An 18,647-nucleotide genomic window follows, 5' to 3' on the forward strand; every position below is an offset into this window, starting at 1 on the left:
GAACTGCTCGTCCTCGGTCACCCGGGCCTACCTGGACTTTCCGAGGTACGCCAGCGCAGACCTCAACGCGGTCGAGGTCGTGGCCTCGGGCTGCTGGGCGAGCACCGCGTCGGTGGCTTCCTCGGCCTGCTTGGTGGGGAATCCGAGACCGATCAGCGCTTCGACGATCTGGTCTCGCATCGAGTTGCCGGCACCGGACCCCGGCACGGCTGCGCTTCCGGCGCGTCCGACCACCGCGTCGACCTTGTCGCGCAACTCGACGACCATCCTCTCCGCGCCGCGCTTGCCGATACCGGGCACCCTGGTCAGAGCTCCGATATCACTGTCCGCCAACGCAGTTCGCAGCGCATCGGGCTCGTGTACGGCAAGAGTCGCCATGGCGATTCGCGGGCCGACGCCGGTCACGGTGAGGAGCAACTCGAACAGCTCACGCGACTCCTTGTCGGGGAACCCGTACAGCGTCTGCGAATCCTCGCGCACGATCATGGTCGTCAGGAGGGTCGCTTCGCTCCCCCGGTGCAGCGTGGCCAACGTCGCCGGAGTGGCGTTGACCCGGTACCCGACGCCCGCGGCCTCCAGCACGGCGTGATCGAGCGCGATGTCCACCACCGAACCCCTGATCGACGCGATCATCGTGCGCCCGCCTCCTTCTTGGCCATTTTCTCGATCCTGCGTGCCACGACGGCGCGAGCCTTGCGCTCCTCGGCCAGACGCGCGTCGTACTTGCGTTTCTGCTCGGCGGCCATGGCTTCGGCTTTCGCCATCCGGGCGATCATGGGTGCTCGCCAGCAGTGACAGATACCGAGGGCCAATGCGTCGGCCGCGTCGGCGGGAGTCGGTGCAGTCTGCAGTCCGAGAATGCGCATGACCATGGCGGTCACCTGAGCCTTGTCGGCCGAACCGTTGCCCGTGACGGCCGCCTTGACCTCACTGGGAGTGTGAAAGCAGACGTCGACGCCACGCCTGGCCGCTGCGAGGGCGATGACGCCACCGGCCTGGGCCGTGCCCATGGCCGTACGAACGTTGTGTTGAGCGAACACTCGCTCGATCGCCACCACCGAGGGCTTGTGGGTATCGAGCCAGTATTCCGCGGCCTCGGAAATCCGCAAAAGACGCTGCGCGAGGTCCATGTCCGCGGGCGTTCGCACCACATCGACATCGAGCGCGACCACCGTTCGGCCCACACCGCCCTCGATCAGACTGAGCCCACACCTGGTGAGACCGGGGTCGACACCCATCACCCGCACGCCACCACACCTTCCGCTTACGAACTGTTGTTCGATAGCGTAGCGGAGCCCACCGTCGGATCAGGGATACGACACCCGGTCGATCACGTCGTCGGATGCGAGTGGCATCAGTCCTCGGCGTCGAGCTCGGCCATGACCTCGTCGGAGAGGTCGACGTTGGACCACACGTTCTGGACGTCGTCGCTGTCTTCGAGTGCATCGATGAGCTTGAACACCTTGCGTGCACCGTCCGCGTCGACCGGGACGTTCACCGACGCCTGGAAGCTCGCCTCGGCCGAGTCGTAGTCGATTCCGGCCTCCTGCAAAGCGGTGCGCACGGCGACCAGGTCGGTCGGCTCGCTGACGACCTCGAACGTGTCGCCGTTGTCGTTGACTTCCTCGGCACCGGCTTCGAGAACGGCCATCAGGACGTCGTCCTCGCTCTGACCGTTCTTCTCCAGGGTCACCACGCCCTTGCGCGAGAACAGGTACGACACCGAACCCGGGTCGGCCATGTTCCCGCCGTTACGGGTCATCGCGACGCGAACCTCGCCTGCGGCTCGGTTGCGGTTGTCGGTGAGGCACTCGATGAGGATGGCGACACCGTTGGGTCCGTAGCCCTCGTACATGATGGTCTGCCAATCGGCCCCGCCGGTCTCTTCGCCTGCACCTCGCTTGCGCGCCCGCTCGATGTTGTCGATGGGCACCGAAGTCTTCTTCGCCTTCTGAATGGCGTCGAAGAGCGTCGGGTTGCCGGTGGGGTCACCGCCACCCGTGCGGGCCGCCACCTCGATGTTCTTGATGAGCTTGGCGAAAGACTTGCCACGTCGGGCGTCGATCACCGCCTTCTTGTGCTTGGTGGTGGCCCATTTTGAGTGGCCGCTCATGCGATAGGGCCCCTTCCTGCTCGAAATCAGTGTTGTCGACTTTACTCGCCCGGTACCGCGCTCGGCACCGACCGACCGTCGAAGGTTCTAGCGGCTGCGCACCATGTCGACGAAGAGTGCGTGCACTCGATCGTCGCCGGTGACCTCGGGGTGAAAACTCGTCGCGAGAACGGAGTTCTGGCGAACGGCCACCACGCGTCCGGCGGCCGGTCCGTGCGGCACGGTGGCGAGCACCTCGACGTGCTCGCCCACCCGCTCGACCCACGGCGCGCGAATGAACACCGCCCGCACCGGCCCACCGTCGATACCGGTGACGTCGAGGTCGGTCTCGAACGAATCGACCTGACGACCGAAAGCGTTGCGCCGCACGGTGATATCGAGGCAATCCAGATGTCGGGCGTCGGGCCTGGTGTCGAGAATCTCGGACGCCAGCAGAATCATGCCCGCACAGGAGCCGTAGGCGGGCAGTCCCTCCGCCAACCGCGCGCGCAGCGGGTCGAGGAGCTCGAACACGCCGAGCAGGTTGCTCATCGTCGTCGATTCCCCGCCGGGGATGATCAATCCGTCGATCTGCGCCAGTTCGGCGGGACGCCGCACTGTGACTCCGCGCGCACCGCTCGACTCGAGCGCAGCCAGGTGTTCGCGAACGTCGCCCTGCAGCGCGAGAACACCGATGGTCGGAGCGGTCACTTGCGGCCGAAGGGATCGACATGAGGCGCGTCGGGGTCCCGCTCGTAACGCATCAGCCCTTCTTGCACCACCGCGGCAACCATACGTCCGGACGTGTCGAAAATTCGCCCCTGAGCCAGTGCCCGGCCGAAATCGGCCGAGGGCGACGTCTGGTCGTAGAGCAACCATTCGTCTGCCCGGAACGGCCGCAGGAACCACAGCGCATGATCGAGCGAGGCGGTCTGGGTGACGGCGTCCGGGTGCGGCACCTTGGCGGAGCCGATCAACGTCATGTCGCTCATGTATGCGAGGGCGCAGACGTGGAACACCTGATCGTCGGGCAACGTATCGCGATAGCGGAACCACACACGTTGCTGCGCAGCGAAACTGGGATGCTTGACGGTCTGGTCATCAGGAATGAGACGGATGTCCCATTCCGACCACTCCTTGTAGTACGAGTGGTCGTATTCGGCGAGGGTGGTGGGATCGGGCAGGCTGTCCGGTCCGACGACCTCGGGCATGACGTCCTGGTGCGAAATGCCGTCGTCGTCGCCGTGAAACGAGGCAGACATCGTGAAGATCGCCTTGCCGTGCTGAATTCCGGTGACGCGGCGTGTGCAGAACGACCGGCCGTCGCGGATCCGATCGACCATGAAGACGGCCGGTTCGTTCGGATTGCCCGGACGCAGAAAGTAGCCGTGCAGCGAGTGCACACGAAACTCGGGAGCCACTGTGCGCACCGCCGCGACGAGCGCCTGGCCCGCCACCTGACCGCCGAACGTACGGGGCAACCGAGAAGGGAAAGTCCGTCCCCGATAGATGTCGTTCTCGATCCGTTCCAATTCGAGAATGTCCTCGATGCTGGCCATGGCTGGTGTCCACCTTTCTGTGACAACGGCTCAGGCTAACAATGGATGGACCAGGCAAGATGGTCGGTGTGGGTCAACCGATGCCGATATTTCCCGATCTTCTCGTGGAGTCGATCGTCGATTCGTGCCCGGACGGTGCCCGCTCGATCGTCGTGATCGACGGTGCCGATGCCGCGCGACCGGTCGACTTCGCCACGCGCACAGCCGAACACGCCCGCTCTCGGGGCCGTCCGGCTGCCGTCGTCGACCTGCACGACTACGTCCGACCTGCGTCCATTCGATTCGAGTACTCGCGAACCGACGAATTGAGCTATCGCACACTGTGGTTCGACTACGACGCCTTGGTTCGAGAAGTCATCGCCCCACTGGGACCCGGTGGCGGAGGTCACTTTCTACCGCGACTGTGGGATGAGGCCACCGACCGCTCGGCTCGGGCCCGCACCACCTCGGCGGCGGCGAATCAGATCGTCCTGATCGCGGGCCCCATGCTGCTCGGCCGGGGATTGACCGTCGACCTGTCGGTGCACCTACGCCTGTCCGCGAACGCTTTACGCCGCAGAACGAGCGCCCCCGATCAGTGGACCTGCGCCCCGTTGCTCGAGTACTACGAGAGCCTCGACGGCTCGGCCGAGCGGCCGGATCTTCTGGTCCGATGGGACCATCCCGACCGCCCGGCACTCGAACGCTACTGACGCAGAACCGTCACCAGCCACGCTCGGCGAGACGGTGTCCGACGGGGAGGTCGTCGACGTTGATGCCGACCATGGCCTCACCGAGACCGCGGGAGACCTTGGCGAGCACATCGGGGTCGTCGAAGAACGTGGTGGCCTTGACGATCGCCTCGGCGCGCTCCTTGGGGTTGCCGGACTTGAAGATTCCCGATCCGACGAACACGCCCTCGGCACCGAGCTGCATCATCATCGCTGCGTCCGCGGGAGTGGCGATGCCACCGGCGGTGAACAGTGTGACGGGCAGTTTGCCGGCCCGGGCGACCTCGACGACGAGGTCGTACGGGGCCTGCAGTTCCTTCGCCGCCACGTACAGCTCGTCCTCGGGAAGTGAGGTGAGGCGACGGATCTCGTCGCGAATCTTGCGCATGTGCGTCGTCGCGTTCGAGACGTCGCCGGTCCCGGCCTCGCCCTTGGAGCGAATCATGGCCGCTCCCTCGGTGATTCGACGCATCGCCTCACCCAGGTTGGTGGCACCACAGACGAAGGGAACGGTGAAGTTCCACTTGTCGATGTGGTTGGCGTAATCGGCCGGGGTGAGCACCTCGGACTCGTCGATGTAGTCGACGCCGAGGCTCTGCAGGATCTGCGCTTCGACGAAGTGGCCGATGCGGGCCTTCGCCATCACCGGGATGCTGACCGAGGAGATGATGCTGTCGATCATGTCGGGATCGCTCATCCGCGACACCCCACCCTGAGCGCGAATGTCTGCGGGGACGCGCTCGAGGGCCATGACGGCAACCGCTCCGGCGTCTTCGGCGATCTTGGCCTGATCGGCGGTGACCACGTCCATGATGACGCCGCCCTTGAGCATCTCGGCCATCCCCCGCTTGACGCGCGCGGTGCCGATTCCGTTCTCGCCCGAACCGCCTTCGGCAGATCCAGCGGGTGTAGTGGATGCGTGTGGGGTACTCAAGCCGACTCCTGTGTTCTGGGCACCGTTCGTGGCGCACCGGACTGATATGTGCAACTACGTCCATCCGCGCAATCGATCACGCGCGGCGCGAAGTCGCGCCCAGAACTGTAGGCCTCCTGGCGACGGTTTCCCATAACCACTTCATGATTGCTGGACTGCTCGAAAAGGGTCCAGATTGCTAGCGGATAGCGCGCACGTCCGGGTCGCCGCGTCGAGCGAGAGCCACGTTCACCTCGTCCAGCAGTTCCGCGAGGTCCTGGGGATAGACGTTCTCGCCGACAGCGCTGAGCGCACGGATGTCGGCCTCGGTGCACCACTGATGGCCGGTCACGGTGCGGCGCTCGAAATCGGTGAACCCGGCGCTGTGCGGCTCGAACTCCTGCGTTCGGATCGCGAAGAACAGTTCCTCGGAACGGATCAGGGTTCCGTTGAACGGGAACGTCGCAACCCGTCGCCACAGTGGACCGCGCAGATCTGCCGCCGCGACGTTCAGGCCGGTTTCCTCGTGCACCTCGCGCACCGCTGCTTCGCGGAGCGACTCGCCCTTCTCCACTGCCCCACCGATGGTGAACCAGAAGAAGGTGTCGGGCACCGTCGGATCGTGTCCGCGCAACAGCAGAACGCGGCCCCGTTCGTCGAGCAGCACCACCCGAGCGGATGTTCGCTGAGTGGCTCTGTTCTCGCTGCCGAACGTCGCGGCAGCAGACCGCTCGGCGATCTCGAAATACGACGGCAGGGCCGCGGTACCGCCCAGATGCAACCACCGGACCGGGCGTCTCACCCGCAGCGCCAGAGTGTCACGGACGGCGTCGTTGTGGAAGCGCCGTGCGATCAGGACGCGGGCCTCGGCGTCGGCCAGTTCGGCGACCAGTTGCGGGGGCAGGGCATTCGGCTCGACGACGGCAAGAGCCATGGACACCGCGTTCTCGGCCTCTTCCCGCTGCGACCGGTCGGCGCGTTCGGCCCGATCGGCCAGTGCGGCGAGTTCTCTGCTCGCCGAGGCCGTGTCGCGGGTGGCAGCGGACACCGCTCGCGCGACGACGGCGCGGCGGGCCAGTGCTGCATCGAGTGCCTGCCAGGCAAGGTCGGTACGCACGTGCAAGCGGTCCAGTCGGTTCGCCGTGCCGTACGCCCACAGGCCGACGACGAGAATCAGTACCGCGACCAGACCGAGTACCAGGATCGTGAGCGCCGAGAGGGTCATCAGTTCGCCGCCCGCACTTTCTGGCCCCCGAGGGTGACGGTTTCGTAGACCCGCAGGATCTGCTCGGCGACGACGGGCCAGTCGTAGGCGGCCACGGCGACCGAGGCGGCATCGACGAGTCGAGCACGAACGGCGTCGTCGGAGAGGATCGCGGTCACTGCGGCGGCGACGGCATCGGAATCGTCGATCGGAACCAGCAGTCCGCAGGTACCGTCCTTGAGCACCCGCCGGAATGCGTCGAGTTCGCTTGCCACCACCGGAGTTCCGGCGGCCATGGCCTCGACGAGGACGATGCCGAAGCTCTCACCGCCGAGGTTGGGTGCGCAGTAGACGTCGGCGCTGCGCATCGCCGATGCCTTGGTCGCATCGTCCACCTGCCCCAGGAACGTCAGGTGCGAGGCGAGTGCGCCTGCGTCCTTGCGGAGCTTGTCCTCGTCGCCGCGGCCGACGATGAGGATCTCGATGTCGGGATGGGATTCGACGAGGGTGGGCAGTGCCCCGAGCAGGACCGCCATTCCCTTGCGTGGTTCGTCGAAGCGGCCGAGGAAGAGCACCGTGCGACCGGCACGTGGATAGCCTTCCAGCACAGGGGCGTCGGCGAAGGCAGGAACGTCGACTCCGTTGGGGATCTCGACGGCGTCGGAGCCGAGGGCCTCGACCTGCCAGCGTCGGGCGAGTTCCGAGACAGCTATACGTCCGCTGATCTTCTCGTGATACGGCCGCAGCACACCCTGAAAGGTGCTGAGCACCAAGGACTTCGTCGTCGAGGTGTGGAAGGTTGCCACGATCGGTCCGTCCGCGGCCTTGAGCGCCAACATCGACAGGCTGGGCGCGTTCGGTTCGTGGATGTGCAGCACGTCGAAATCGTTGTCGGAGATCCACTTACGGATTCGGGAATACGTGATCGGCCCGAATCGAAGCCGCGCGACGGATCCGTTGTAGGGAATGGCGAGCGCCTCGCCCGCCGACACCACGAAATCCGGCAACTCGACGTCGTCCGACGCCGGAGCCAGGACACTGACGCGATGACCGCGTTCGATGAACACCTCGGCCAGCTGCTGAACGTGCGCCTGCACTCCACCGGGAACGTCGAACGAGTACGGGCACACCATACCGATCTTCACGCGCCCTCGATTCGGGCACGTCGCTCGGCCGACCAGTCGCTCATCCACAACGGTTGCAGCATGTGCCAATCCGCCGGATGCGCTCGGATGCCGGCAGCGAAATGATCGGCCAACGTCTGGGTGGCAGGACCGACTCCGGCCGAGACGTCCACTGCAGGCGAAATGTCGAAGCCCCAGCCGTCGCCGTCGAAATAGCCGTGTACCGGCAACAGCGTCGCTCCGGTGTCGATCGCGAGTTTTGCGGCACCGGCGGGCATCCGGGTCGGTTCACCGAAGAAGGTGACCGGCACTCCGTGCTTGGCGAGATCTCTCTCGCCGAGCAGGCAGACCACCTTGTTCTGGCGCAGTCTCTCGGACAATGCGAGAAGCGGCGGTTGCTCGCCGCCGCTGAGCGGAAAGATCTCGAAGCCCAGGCTCTCCCGATAGGCGACGAATCGCTGGTACAGAGATTCCGGCTTCAGCCGTTCGGCGACGGTCGAGAGCCCACCGTGCGTGCGCACCAGCCACATTCCGGCCATGTCCCAATTGCCGCTGTGCGGCAACGCCAGCACCACTCCCTTACCGGCGGCGAGTGCACCCTCGAGATGTTCCTTGCCGTTCACGCACCGATCGATGACGGCGGCCTGCGCAGCCAGATCCATCGACGGCAACCGAAACGCCTCGCGCCAGTAACGGGCGTAGGAGCGAACGCTGTCGCGGATCAGCTCGTCGGGCACCTCGGCGGGAGTGGTCCCCAGGACTCGAGCGAGATTGCGACGCAACTGGTCCGGGCCACCGCCTCGCGTCGCTGCGAAGTCGGCACCGCGATCGAACAGGCGTCGCGCCACCGGCTCGGGTAGAGAACGGACGAGTCGCCAACCGGCCGCGTAGCCCGCGTCGCTCGCCCTGTCGGAGAGATTCACGACGCGGCCACGTCGCCGTCGCCGGATGCCGGTGCCACCGGAGGCACGATGATGTCGCGAGCACCCTCGGATCCGCGGACCGCGAGAACGCGCTGGAACACGGTCACGACACTGAGCACGGCGAGAATCCACATCGCCGGGTAGATCACGCTGTCCAACCACGGAATGTCGAAATGCCGTCCGACGCCGGTGAATCCGGCGCCGACGAGCACGATGACCAGGCGATCGGGACGTTCGATCCACCCCCCGTCGGCCGAGAGTCCGCTGGCCTCGGCGCGTGCCTTGGCGTACGAGATCACCTGGGAGGTGACCAGACAGATCAGGGTGGCAACGAGCAGTAGTTTGTCCTGCTCGGAGTACACCGCCCACCAGGCCAAGCCGCCGAAGATCGCACCGTCGGCCACTCGATCGCACGTCGCGTCGAGGACGGCACCGTATTTGGTGCCACCGCCCCGTGCCCGCGCCATGGCCCCGTCGAGCATGTCGAACAACACGAACAGGGTGATGACGACCGAACCCCACCACAGGTAGCCGGCGGGGTACATCGTGACCGCGGCCGTCACGGTGACGACGGTGCCGATGATCGTCACGGAGTTGGGGGTCAGCCCGGTGCTGTTGAGGGCACGCCCGAGCGGGGCGGTCACCTTCGACACCGGCGCACGGCCGAAAATGCTCAGCACGGCGCGTGCTCCTCTCGCCTGTGGTTCATTCGTTCCAGGCCGACGCGAGCAGGGCCCGAGTGTCACGGAGCAACTGCGGCATCACCTTCGCACCGCTGATCACGGTGATGAAGTTCGCGTCGCCGCCCCACCGGGGCACGATGTGCTGATGCAGGTGCTCGGCCAGCGATCCGCCCGCGGCAGCACCGAGATTGAGTCCGACATTGAAGCCGTGCGGACGTGACACTCGCTTGATGACGCGAATCATCTGCTGCGTGAATGCCATCAACTCGGCGCTCTCCGCAGGTGTGAGGTCTTCCAGTGCCGCGACGCGGCGGTACGGCACGATCATCGCGTGGCCGGGGTTGTAGGGGTACAGGTTGAGTACCGCGTACACCGATTCGCCTCGTGCGACGACGAGTCCGTCCTCGTCGCTCATCTTGGGAATGTCGGAGAACGGCTCGTTCGACTTCGCCGAGCCCTGCGGAGCCTCGGCGATGTAGGACATCCGGTGCGGTGTCCACAGTCGCTGCAGCCGATCGGGCTCACCGGCCCCGGTGACGACGATCGACTCGTCCTGTTCCGACATGATCAGCTCACTCCTGCGGGGTCGGTCTGCACGAGCTCGGCGGTCGGTGATGCGTTGTTGCGCTGAGAGATCCAGTCGGTCACGACCGTGATCGCCTGCGCCACCGGGACGCCGTTGACCTGGGTGCCGTCCCGGAATCGGAAGCTCACGGCTCCGGCTTCGACGTCGCGTTCGCCGGCGAGAAGCATGAAGGGGACCTTCTGCGCCGTCTGGTTGAAGATCTTCTTCTGCATCCGGTCGTCGCTGGCATCGACCTCGGCGCGCACTCCCCGCTTCTTCAGCTCGTTCACGACCGCGAACAAGTGATCCTGGTAGACCTCGGCAACCGGGATACCGACGACCTGGACCGGTGCGAGCCAGGCCGGGAACGCGCCTGCGTAATGCTCGGTGAGCACCCCGAAGAAGCGCTCGATGGAACCGAACAGAGCCCGGTGAATCATCACCGGGCGTTCCTTGGTTCCGCCCGAGCCGGTGTATTCGAGCTCGAAGCGCTCGGGCAGGTTGAAGTCGAGCTGAATGGTCGACATCTGCCAGGTACGCCCCAGCGCATCCTTGGCCTGCACCGAGATCTTCGGTCCGTAGAACGCGGCACCACCCGGATCGGGCACCAGGTTCAGGCCCGACGCCGCCGCCACCTCGGCGAGGGTGTTGGTTGCCTCTTCCCAGACCTCGTCGCTGCCGACCGACTTCTCCGGGTTGCGAGTGGAGAGTTCGAGGTAGAAATCGTCGAGGCCGTAGTCCTTGAGCAGCCCGAGCACGAATTCGAGGGTGCTGGTGAGCTCGCCGCGCATCTGCTCGCGGGTGCAGAAGATGTGCGCGTCGTCCTGGGTCATGCCGCGCACACGGGTGAGACCGTGGATGACGCCGGACTTCTCGTAGCGGTAGACCGAGCCGAACTCGAACAAACGCAACGGCAGTTCTCGGTACGAGCGGCCGCGGGAACGGAAGATCAGGTTGTGCATCGGGCAGTTCATCGGCTTGAGGTAGTAGTCCTGGCCGGGCTTGCGCACGTCACCGTTCTCGTCGAGCTCGGCGTCCAGGTGCATCGCCGGGAACATGCCGTCCCGGTACCAGTCGAGGTGACCCGAGACCTCGTAGAGATGGCCCTTGGTGATGTGCGGGGTGTTGACGAACTCGTAGCCCTCTTCGATGTGCCGCTGCCGCGAGTAGTTCTCCAGCTCGTTCCGGATGATGCCACCCTTGGGGTGGAACACCGGCAGACCGGAGCCCAGTTCGTCGGGAAAGCTGAACAGGTCCAGCTCGGAGCCGAGCTTGCGGTGATCGCGACGCTCCGCCTCGGCCAGCAGTTCGAGATGCGCGTCGAGCGCTTCGGTGGATTCCCACGCAGTTCCGTAGATGCGCTGCAGTCCGGCGTTGTCCTGATTGCCGCGCCAGTACGCAGCCGAACTACGGGTGAGCTTGAACGCGGGCACGTACTTGGTGGTGGGGATGTGCGGTCCGCGGCACAGATCGCCCCAGATCCGCTCGCCGGTCCGGGGATTGAGGTTGTCGTAGGCGGTCAGCTCTCCCCCACCGACCTCCATGACCTCGGGATCGTCGATGCCGGACTTGTCGTCGATCAGCTCGAGCTTGTACGGCTCGCCGGCCAACTCCTCGCGGGCCTGCTCCACCGACTCGTACACCCGACGCGAAAAGCGCTGTCCGGCTTTGACGATCTGCTTCATCTTCTTCTCGAGTGCCGTCAGATCCTCGGGAGTGAACGGCTGCTTCACGTCGAAGTCGTAATAGAAGCCGTCCTTGATGAACGGTCCGATGCCCAGCTTGGCGTCGGGAAAAAGCTCTTGAACGGCCTGCGCCAACACGTGCGCGGCCGAATGCCTGATGACGCTTCGTCCGTCCTCGGTGTTCGCCGGAACGGGTTCGACCTCGGTGTCGCCCTCCGGTGCCCACGACAGGTCACGGAGCTTGCCGTCGGGATCGCGTACCACGACCACAGCGTCGGGTCCCTTGTTGGGCAGGCCGGTCTCGCGGAGCGCCGTACCTGCCGTGGTTCCGGCCGGCACCATGATGCGGGCGGGCGAAACGGCGGCGACAACGGGCATGCTCACAGCGATGTACTCCTCGATCGGTTCTTCTGGCCAGGAAGGCCTCCGACAGCCTATCGGCAACGGTCCACTCGATTGGCCTCAGCGCGACGGGTGACGTCAGATCGGGCTCTCGAGCCACGTCCACTCGAGTCCGATCCAGCCCCCGACCAACGCGAACGTGCCGAGCAGCCACAGCGTTGCCAGCACGACGACCGTGGTGAACAGAACTCCGAGACCCTTGACGAACATCGATTGCTTCGAGAACCACGCCATGAACGCGTCGTATCTCTTGCGGACGAACCGCAGCGCACTCTTGGCCCAGGCGAATTCCGACGCCAGGATGCCCAGGCCGGCAAACACGATCAACCAGCCGGGCCCCGGGTAGGGAATGGCGAGTACACCCAGCACCAACACCACTGTTCCGACGACACCGACCGTGATTCGGTACGCGAGATCGAGGGACTTGTTCTCGGCGATGCGCGCCCGGAAGCGACGGTGGTTCACCTTTGCTGTGTCCATCGGACCCTGGTCGGCGACGGCCTGCGGCTTCGATTCTTCGGTGCTCACCGGCTCAGGTTACCGGCCTCGAACGCAAGAAGGCCCGCACCGACGGGCGGTGCGGGCCTTCTTTTCTGTGGTCCCGGCTGGGATCGAACCAGCGACCTTCCGCGTGTGAAGCGGACGCTCTCCCACTGAGCCACGGGACCGAACGAGGCAAAACATTAACACGAGGTGCCGCGACGAACCGAATCGCCTGCCCGATCACCGAATTCGTCCACGGACTGCCTCCGCAGGGCTCCCATCGCCTCTGCTTTCACATCTTTCACAGCGCCGATCGTTCGAATTCCGGGGCTGACCACGAGATTTGTGAGTTTCACTCCCGTTGGGTTAATGTTTTCCCCGCACCACGGAGACAACAACTGCCCAGCAGTGAGCGCCTCCGGGGTATGCGGATGTGGCGCAGTGGTAGCGCATCACCTTGCCAAGGTGAGGGTCGCGGGTTCGAATCCCGTCATCCGCTCGAGGGTCTCGACCCATGGTGGAGTGGCCGAGTGGTGAGGCAACGGCCTGCAAAGCCGTGCACACGGGTTCGATTCCCGTCTCCACCTCGCTAGTGCATCGGTCGCAAGACCGTTGCGAGGACACGCGCGATTAGCTCAGCGGGAGAGCGCTTCCCTGACACGGAAGAGGTCACTGGTTCAATCCCAGTATCGCGCACCACAGCAAGACAAATCAGGCCCCCTTTCGAGGGGGTCTTTTTTGTGCTTCACGAATCAATTGTGGTGATTCGCGCCATAGAAGTGCACAGTGGAGACGACGCACACACTTCGATGGAAGGACACACACGTGTCGGACGATGCTCAGAGCGAACCCACAGTCGACGACGCCACCCTGGAGGAGGCGAAGAAGTCCGTGGAGGGCCTCGACGATCGCTATCGACCCGGTGCCCGGCCCACCGTCGCACTGCCGGGAACCAACGGCACCGTCGCCGGGACCGCCTTCGCGGACATGGTCGACGACAACGGCGAGATGGTGGACGCCGATGACCGGGAGTCCACCGACTCCGACGGCTCAGACGGCTCTGCTGACACCGATCACGCCGACACCCAGGAAAAGGTAACGTCCTCGAACGATGCCTGAACTCGATGGTCCCGACGCCCCCGCCGACATCGATCTCGGCGGGGGCGTCGCATTTCTGCACACACCCTCCATACCGTCACGAGGCGGCCTCGCTCTCACGCACGGTGCGGGCGGCAACTGCGAGTCGCCGCTGCTGCAGCGCATCGCGTCGGCATGGGCGGCAGCCGGATTCACGGTCCTGCGTTTCGACCTTCCGTTTCGAGTACGCAAACCCAAGGGGCCGCCGCACCCGTCGAGGGCGGCCGAGGATCGGCTCGGAATCGCGTCGGCCGTCGACCGCCTCCGCGCCGAGACCTCTGGATTCATCGCATTCGGTGGGCATTCCTACGGTGGCAGGCAGGGCTCGATGATCGCGGCCGAGCGACCGGGTCTCGTCGACGGACTCGTCCTGACCTCCTATCCCCTACACCCGCCGGGCAAGCCGGACAAGGCTCGTACACAACACCTTCCCGAACTTCGAACACCGACGGTGGTGGTGCACGGCACGAAGGATCCTTTCGGCACCACGACCGAATTGAGCGCTGCGCTCGCGCTCGTGCCGGCCCCCACCGAGCTCGTCGACATCGAGGGCGCGGGCCACGATCTTGCTCCGATGAAGTACGACGCAGCGACGAAAACCCTTGCCGGAGCCGCCTCGCTGTTCGGTGCCCCGACGTCCGATTCGTCGGTTGTCGTCCCGCTCTTCGACCCGTCGCGCTGAAGTGGTCTACTAAGGCATGCCGACCTGGGGATGGTTCATCGTGGCGTTGGTCCTCGTCGATGCTGCAGTGCTCGCGGCGTGGCTGTTGGCCCGCAAGAAGCCAGGCTCGTCCCCGGAGACCTCGCGCAACATCAGGCTCATCGGTCTCGACGAGAGCGCCCGCGCAGACATTCATTCGCTACTGGCCGCGAACAAGAAGGTTCAGGCCATCAAGGTCTTTCGTGAACGAACGGGTGCCGGACTCGCCGACGCGAAGAGCGCGATCGAGAGCGTCCAACGCGGCGAGCCGTTTCCGTCCTCCGCCACCATCGTCGACGCCGCACAATCCGGTCCGACACCCTGGGACGATCTGATCCCGCGATTGCAGTCACTGAAATCCGAGGGTAAAGCGATCTCTGCCATCAAACTGCTGCGCGACCGAACCGGGCTGTCGTTGCGCGATGCCAAGAACGCGGTCGATCTGCTGTGACCGTGCGCGTGGCAGCACGTGCCGATGCACGTCGCGTCGCCGAAGTGGCCGCGTCGACCTTTCCCCTCGCCTGCCCGCCGGGAACCCGGCCCGAGGACATCGAGCAGTTCGTCTCGAACGTGTTGTCGGCCGAGCACTTCGAGAACTACATCGCCGACGCAACCAGAACGGTGCTGATCGACGAGACAGCCGATGCCGACGTCGTGGGCTACGCGATGCTCGTATCCGGGCCGCCTGCGGACCCCGGAATTCGCGCGACACTCTCGCCCGAGCCCACCATGGAAGTCAGCAAGCTCTACGTGCAGCCGACCCAGCACGGCAGCGGGGCCGCGGGGCGATTGATGACGTCGTCACTCGACCATGCACGCCACTCCGGTTGTGCGACAGCATGGTTGGGCGTCAACCAGCAGAACGTGCGGGCGCAGAAGTTCTACGCCAAACACGGATTCGAGATCGTGGGCACCAAGACGTTCGTCGTCGGCGTCCAGACGCACGACGATTACGTCATGCAGGTGAGGCTGTGACGACCGCTCAGCCGACTGCAGCGAAACGAGACAGTGCCAGCAGACGCGAGGTGGCGCGCAGGTACTTCTTGCGGTAACCGCCGGCCAGCATCTCCTCGGTGAAGATCTCGTCGAGCTTGCCGCCCGAGGCCGTCACCGGGATGCCCGCGTCGTACAGGCGGTCGGCGAGGACCACCAGGCGCAGAGCGATGGCCTGATCCGATGCCGGGTGCACGTTCTTCAGGAACACTGCCGGAATGCCGTCGAGCAACTTGCCGTAGCGGGAGGGGTGCAACGTGCTCAGATGCGCCAGCAGCTCGTCGAAATCGTCCAGGGTTGCACCCTCGACGGTATCGGCGCGGTCGATCAGCTCGGACTCCGAGGTGGGCTCGGGAGCCGGAGGTAGATCGCGGTGGCGGTAGTCGGGACCGTCGACCCGGATGGACTCGAAGATGGAGCCGAGTTTCTTGATCTCCCGCATGAAGTCCTCGGCGGCGAAACGCCCCTCACCGAGCTGCCCGGGCAGGGTGTTGGACGTCGCGACGATGGATACCCCGCGCTGCGAGAGCTCGGAGAGCAACCGCGAGACCAACATCGTGTCGCCGGGATCGTCGAGCTCGAACTCGTCGATGCACAGCACGCTGTGGCTCGAGAGTTCCTCGAGTGCCTTGTTGAAGCCGAGAGCACCGACCACGTGGGTGAGTTCGACGAACGTGCCGAACGCCTTGGGCTCGGGAACGCTGTGATAGATCGACGCAAGCAAGTGAGTCTTGCCGACACCGAAGCCGCCGTCGAGGTACAGGCCTGCACCGATGGCCGGGGTCTTCTTACCGAAGAGACCGCGCTTGCCCTTGCCGCGGATCTTCTGCACCTTGCTCGCGAACTCCTCGGCCTTCGCAACCGCAGCAGCCTGCGTCGGCTCCTTGGGGTCGGGAATGTACGACGAGAAACTGACGTCGTCGAACATCGCCGGCGGGACCATCTGCGCGATCAGCTGATCGGATGGAACCACGGGATTTCGGTCGACAAGGCGTGCGGGCATTTGCCGAGCGTAACGACGTGGTCTGATCTCTCTCATGCAGCTTCTCCATATTGGGACCTACTTCACATCGGTGCAGGCACCCGAGTCCGTGCCCAGCGTCGGATCGGCACTCGACGACGATGCCGTCCGCGCCCTGCACGCGTATCCCACCGACGTGGACCGACCGTGGATTCGCACGAACTTCGTCGCCAGCATCGACGGATCGGTGACCGCGAACGGTAAGTCGGCGGGCCTGGGAACCCCCGCCGACGCCCGCCTGTTCGGCATCCTGCGAGAACTGTGCGACGCCGTCCTGGTCGGTGCCGGAACCGCGCGCGCCGAGAACTACGGCGGCGTCTCGCTGTCCACCGAAGCGAAGGCACGTCGAGTAGCGGCCGGGCTGGCACCGGTTCCGACGATCGTCGTGGTCACCGCCTCCGGTTCGATCGACGCGGACTCTCGATTGATCACCGACACCGAAGTGCAGCCGGTGGTGCTGACCTCGGCGGCGGCGGACGGCTCGAAGGTGGCCGCGCTTCGGGCAGCAGGAGCGACGGTGATCGAGGTGACCGGCGAATCGGTCTCGACCGGCGACATCGTCGCGACACTGAGCGACCTCGGATTTCGCCGCATCCTGTGCGAGGGCGGACCGGGACTGTTCGGACAGCTCGTGTCCGACGGGGCGGCGGACGATCTGTGTCTGACGATCTCGCCGATGTTGGTCGCCGGCGAGGCGGGTCGTATCGCCCACGCATCCGACGCCGCCGACGCGCCGATGCACCGGGTACACGTTCTGGGCGATGCCGACGGAACGCTGCTCACGCGCTGGGTGCGTCGGCCATGAGCACTGCGCGGCCCGGCATCGATCGAAAAGTCGATAGCCTCGCACGGTGACGCAGAAATCAACGTTGCTCGCCGCGGTCCTCGTCCTCGCCACGATGTGCGCGGCCTGTGGTGCCGGCCCGTCGATCCGACCCGACGTCGCGGTGGAACAACGCTCCCCCGGTCAGCCCGCCGAGTCCTCGGCAGAAGCGCCACCGGAACCGGTCGCACTTGCCGTTCCGGCCACCGATCTCGCCTGGGCCGACTGCACCGCAGCCACACTCGGGACGTTCGGGCTCACCGCCACCACTCCCGGCCTGACACTCGAATGCGCAGAATACGAAGCCGACGTCGATGCGAGTGGACAGATGTTCGGCACCTTCGCCGTCGGTGCATTGCGTGCCCGCCTCGATCGGACGCCGGCCGATGCGGGCCCGCTGGTGTTCACCTCCGGCTCCGATCGGTCCTCGACGGCCACGTTGGCCACGATGGCCGCCGGTCCGCTCGCGACGCTGCTCGAGGCTCATCCCATCGTCGCGGTGGATCGACGCGGCATCGGCCGATCCACTGCCGTGGACTGCATCGACGCAGAGACAAAAACGGAGGTCGACGCGCTGGGGCAGTTCACCAGGTCCGATGCCGACACGGTCGACCGCGCCGTCGACGCCGGTCGTGACGCCACGATCGAGTGCACCGACACGTTGCAACCGCAGGAACTCGCGTTCGGAACCACCTACGCGGCGGACGATCTGGACCGCCTGCGGCAACTCTGGGGTGTGGAACAGATAGGCCTGATCGGATCGGGCAACGGCGCGCTCACCGCGTTGGCCTACGCAGCGAAGTTTCCGGCCAACATCTCGCGTCTGATCCTCGATTCACCGACCGGAGTCGGCGCCGACCAGATCACGTTGGCCGAGCAACGGACACAGGGCAAGGAAGCAGCCTTCGCAGCGTTCGCGCAGCGATGCGTCGCGCTGAACTGCTCCCTCGGCAGCGATCCGACGGCGACCGTCACCCAGCTGCTCCTACGCGCCGCCGGTGGCGAATTCTCGCCGCTGTCCACGCACGAGATTCTCGACGGCATCACCTTCGCCCTGGCATCCACCGCAGGCGACGCGTCGTCCCGCGCCACCGGGCTCTCCACCGCCCTGTCCTCGGCCGCCGGGTCCGACACCACCGCGCTGGCAGCGCTCGCCGAGCGGGGTCGGAACGCCTACGGCACCGACGGTCAGTTCGTGTCCCGGTGCACGGACGGCCAACAGTGGCCGTCGCCGCAGGGCGTTCGCGACCTGTCGTCGCAGTGGAACGACCGCTATCCGATCTACGGCACCGACGCTGCCCTGACGGCTCTACTGTGCTCGTCCTGGCCGACTGCTCCGTCGACTCCGCTGCCCACCTCTCTGGACGTCCCGGTGTTGGTGCTGGCCAACGCAGGCGACCCGATCGTCGGCAACGGCGGGCTGTCCTCGGTCACCGGGTTGGTCGGGGCAACCGGAGCGGCCGTCGCCTCGGCCGCGTGGCAGGGCAGCGGGCATCCGAGTCTGGGCGGATCTCAGTGTCTGCAGGGCGCCGCGGTGAACTACGCACGCGACACCGCGCTTCCGACCGACGGCACCGTCTGCCCCGCCTGAGTCGGGTACACATCGCGGGGTGTCCTTCGCCGGTACGGT

General features: G+C 65.7%; 21 protein-coding genes and 4 tRNA genes. 10 read left to right on the plus strand and 15 right to left on the minus strand.

Annotation, left to right across the window (positions count from 1 at the left end):
• Nucleotides 1-27: 27 nt before the first annotated feature.
• From ruvA to QM615_RS01695, 5 genes are all read right to left on the minus strand, one after another.
• Nucleotides 28-633, minus strand: a complete 606-nt coding sequence (gene ruvA / locus QM615_RS01675) for a Holliday junction branch migration protein RuvA (protein ID WP_068050592.1) — start codon at nt 631-633, stop codon at nt 28-30.
• Entirely contained in the window at nt 630-1,247 is a 618-nt protein-coding gene (ruvC, locus tag QM615_RS01680; RefSeq protein WP_037189428.1) for a crossover junction endodeoxyribonuclease RuvC, read from the minus strand. Before ruvC ends, ruvA begins: the two co-directional genes overlap by 4 nt.
• 107 nt (nt 1,248-1,354) lie before the next feature.
• Nucleotides 1,355-2,113, minus strand: coding sequence for a YebC/PmpR family DNA-binding transcriptional regulator (locus QM615_RS01685; protein ID WP_094641944.1), 759 nt, complete (start codon nt 2,111-2,113; stop codon nt 1,355-1,357).
• A gap of 87 nt (nt 2,114-2,200) precedes the next feature.
• Complete coding sequence (pdxT, locus tag QM615_RS01690) at nt 2,201-2,803, minus strand: pyridoxal 5'-phosphate synthase glutaminase subunit PdxT (protein WP_094641946.1); 603 nt, start codon at nt 2,801-2,803, stop codon at nt 2,201-2,203.
• A complete protein-coding gene (locus QM615_RS01695) occupies nt 2,800-3,651 on the minus strand; it encodes an acyl-CoA thioesterase (RefSeq protein ID WP_094669040.1) in 852 nt (283 codons plus the stop codon). Before QM615_RS01695 ends, pdxT begins: the two co-directional genes overlap by 4 nt.
• A gap of 41 nt (nt 3,652-3,692) precedes the next feature.
• On the opposite strand from QM615_RS01695, the gene QM615_RS01700 reads away from it, so the two are divergent.
• Nucleotides 3,693-4,343, plus strand: a complete 651-nt coding sequence (locus QM615_RS01700) for a nucleoside/nucleotide kinase family protein (protein ID WP_283346943.1) — start codon at nt 3,693-3,695, stop codon at nt 4,341-4,343.
• Between the two features lie 10 nt (nt 4,344-4,353).
• Here the strand turns inward: QM615_RS01700 and pdxS are convergent, their stop codons facing one another.
• The 9 genes from pdxS to QM615_RS01745 form a co-directional block, all read right to left on the minus strand.
• Nucleotides 4,354-5,295, minus strand: a complete 942-nt coding sequence (gene pdxS, locus QM615_RS01705; RefSeq protein ID WP_082899040.1) for a pyridoxal 5'-phosphate synthase lyase subunit PdxS — start codon at nt 5,293-5,295, stop codon at nt 4,354-4,356.
• A 178-nt stretch (nt 5,296-5,473) separates the two neighbouring features.
• Nucleotides 5,474-6,499 (minus strand): NUDIX hydrolase, encoded by a 1,026-nt coding sequence (locus QM615_RS01710; RefSeq protein ID WP_269594197.1) that lies wholly within the window; start codon nt 6,497-6,499, stop codon nt 5,474-5,476.
• Nucleotides 6,499-7,623, minus strand: coding sequence for a glycosyltransferase family 4 protein (locus tag QM615_RS01715; protein ID WP_269594198.1), 1,125 nt, complete (start codon nt 7,621-7,623; stop codon nt 6,499-6,501). Before QM615_RS01715 ends, QM615_RS01710 begins: the two co-directional genes overlap by 1 nt.
• Nucleotides 7,620-8,525: a phosphatidylinositol mannoside acyltransferase gene (locus QM615_RS01720; protein WP_068050598.1), complete on the minus strand. Its 906-nt coding sequence runs from the start codon at nt 8,523-8,525 to the stop codon at nt 7,620-7,622. Before QM615_RS01720 ends, QM615_RS01715 begins: the two co-directional genes overlap by 4 nt.
• On the minus strand, nt 8,522-9,205 hold the full coding sequence (gene pgsA / locus QM615_RS01725; RefSeq protein ID WP_068050599.1) for a phosphatidylinositol phosphate synthase: 684 nt from the start codon (nt 9,203-9,205) through the stop codon (nt 8,522-8,524). The genes QM615_RS01720 and pgsA overlap by 4 nt, the downstream gene beginning before the upstream one ends.
• Nucleotides 9,206-9,230: 25 nt before the next feature.
• Nucleotides 9,231-9,773 (minus strand): ATP adenylyltransferase, encoded by a 543-nt coding sequence (locus tag QM615_RS01730; protein ID WP_032397953.1) that lies wholly within the window; start codon nt 9,771-9,773, stop codon nt 9,231-9,233.
• Between the two features lie 2 nt (nt 9,774-9,775).
• On the minus strand, nt 9,776-11,836 hold the full coding sequence (gene thrS, locus QM615_RS01735) for a threonine--tRNA ligase (protein WP_149406036.1): 2,061 nt from the start codon (nt 11,834-11,836) through the stop codon (nt 9,776-9,778).
• A gap of 102 nt (nt 11,837-11,938) precedes the next feature.
• The gene (locus tag QM615_RS01740; RefSeq protein WP_269594246.1) at nt 11,939-12,340 is read right to left on the minus strand and encodes a TIGR02611 family protein; all 402 of its coding nucleotides are present in this window, start codon (nt 12,338-12,340) and stop codon (nt 11,939-11,941) included.
• A gap of 116 nt (nt 12,341-12,456) precedes the next feature.
• Nucleotides 12,457-12,528: transfer RNA gene (locus tag QM615_RS01745), tRNA-Val, on the minus strand.
• A 242-nt stretch (nt 12,529-12,770) separates the two neighbouring features.
• On the opposite strand from QM615_RS01745, the gene QM615_RS01750 reads away from it, so the two are divergent.
• The 7 genes from QM615_RS01750 to QM615_RS01780 all read left to right on the plus strand — a co-directional run bounded on the left by QM615_RS01750 (nt 12,771) and on the right by QM615_RS01780 (nt 15,155).
• Nucleotides 12,771-12,842: transfer RNA gene (locus QM615_RS01750), tRNA-Gly, on the plus strand.
• A 17-nt stretch (nt 12,843-12,859) separates the two neighbouring features.
• A tRNA-Cys gene (locus tag QM615_RS01755) sits at nt 12,860-12,930 on the plus strand.
• A 37-nt stretch (nt 12,931-12,967) separates the two neighbouring features.
• Nucleotides 12,968-13,042 (plus strand) — tRNA-Val (locus QM615_RS01760).
• 126 nt (nt 13,043-13,168) lie between these two features.
• On the plus strand, nt 13,169-13,462 hold the full coding sequence (locus tag QM615_RS01765; RefSeq protein ID WP_269594199.1) for a hypothetical protein: 294 nt from the start codon (nt 13,169-13,171) through the stop codon (nt 13,460-13,462).
• Complete coding sequence (locus tag QM615_RS01770) at nt 13,455-14,162, plus strand: alpha/beta hydrolase family protein (protein WP_269594201.1); 708 nt, start codon at nt 13,455-13,457, stop codon at nt 14,160-14,162. Before QM615_RS01765 ends, QM615_RS01770 begins: the two co-directional genes overlap by 8 nt.
• Nucleotides 14,163-14,178: 16 nt before the next feature.
• Nucleotides 14,179-14,631, plus strand: a complete 453-nt coding sequence (locus tag QM615_RS01775) for a hypothetical protein (RefSeq protein WP_269594202.1) — start codon at nt 14,179-14,181, stop codon at nt 14,629-14,631.
• On the plus strand, nt 14,628-15,155 hold the full coding sequence (locus QM615_RS01780; protein ID WP_283346944.1) for a GNAT family N-acetyltransferase: 528 nt from the start codon (nt 14,628-14,630) through the stop codon (nt 15,153-15,155). Before QM615_RS01775 ends, QM615_RS01780 begins: the two co-directional genes overlap by 4 nt.
• Before the next feature lie 7 nt (nt 15,156-15,162).
• On the opposite strand, the gene zapE is transcribed toward QM615_RS01780, so the two are convergent.
• Nucleotides 15,163-16,176, minus strand: coding sequence for a cell division protein ZapE (gene zapE, locus QM615_RS01785; RefSeq protein WP_094641984.1), 1,014 nt, complete (start codon nt 16,174-16,176; stop codon nt 15,163-15,165).
• A 34-nt stretch (nt 16,177-16,210) separates the two neighbouring features.
• On the opposite strand from zapE, the gene QM615_RS01790 reads away from it, so the two are divergent.
• Entirely contained in the window at nt 16,211-16,999 is a 789-nt protein-coding gene (locus tag QM615_RS01790; protein WP_149405873.1) for a pyrimidine reductase family protein, read from the plus strand.
• Nucleotides 17,000-17,045: 46 nt separating this feature from the next.
• Entirely contained in the window at nt 17,046-18,608 is a 1,563-nt protein-coding gene (locus QM615_RS01795) for an alpha/beta hydrolase (RefSeq protein WP_149405874.1), read from the plus strand.
• Nucleotides 18,609-18,647 lie beyond the last annotated feature (39 nt).

Source organism: Rhodococcus sp. IEGM 1341 (assembly GCF_030056895.1).
Classification (GTDB): Bacteria; Actinomycetota; Actinomycetes; order Mycobacteriales; family Mycobacteriaceae; genus Rhodococcoides.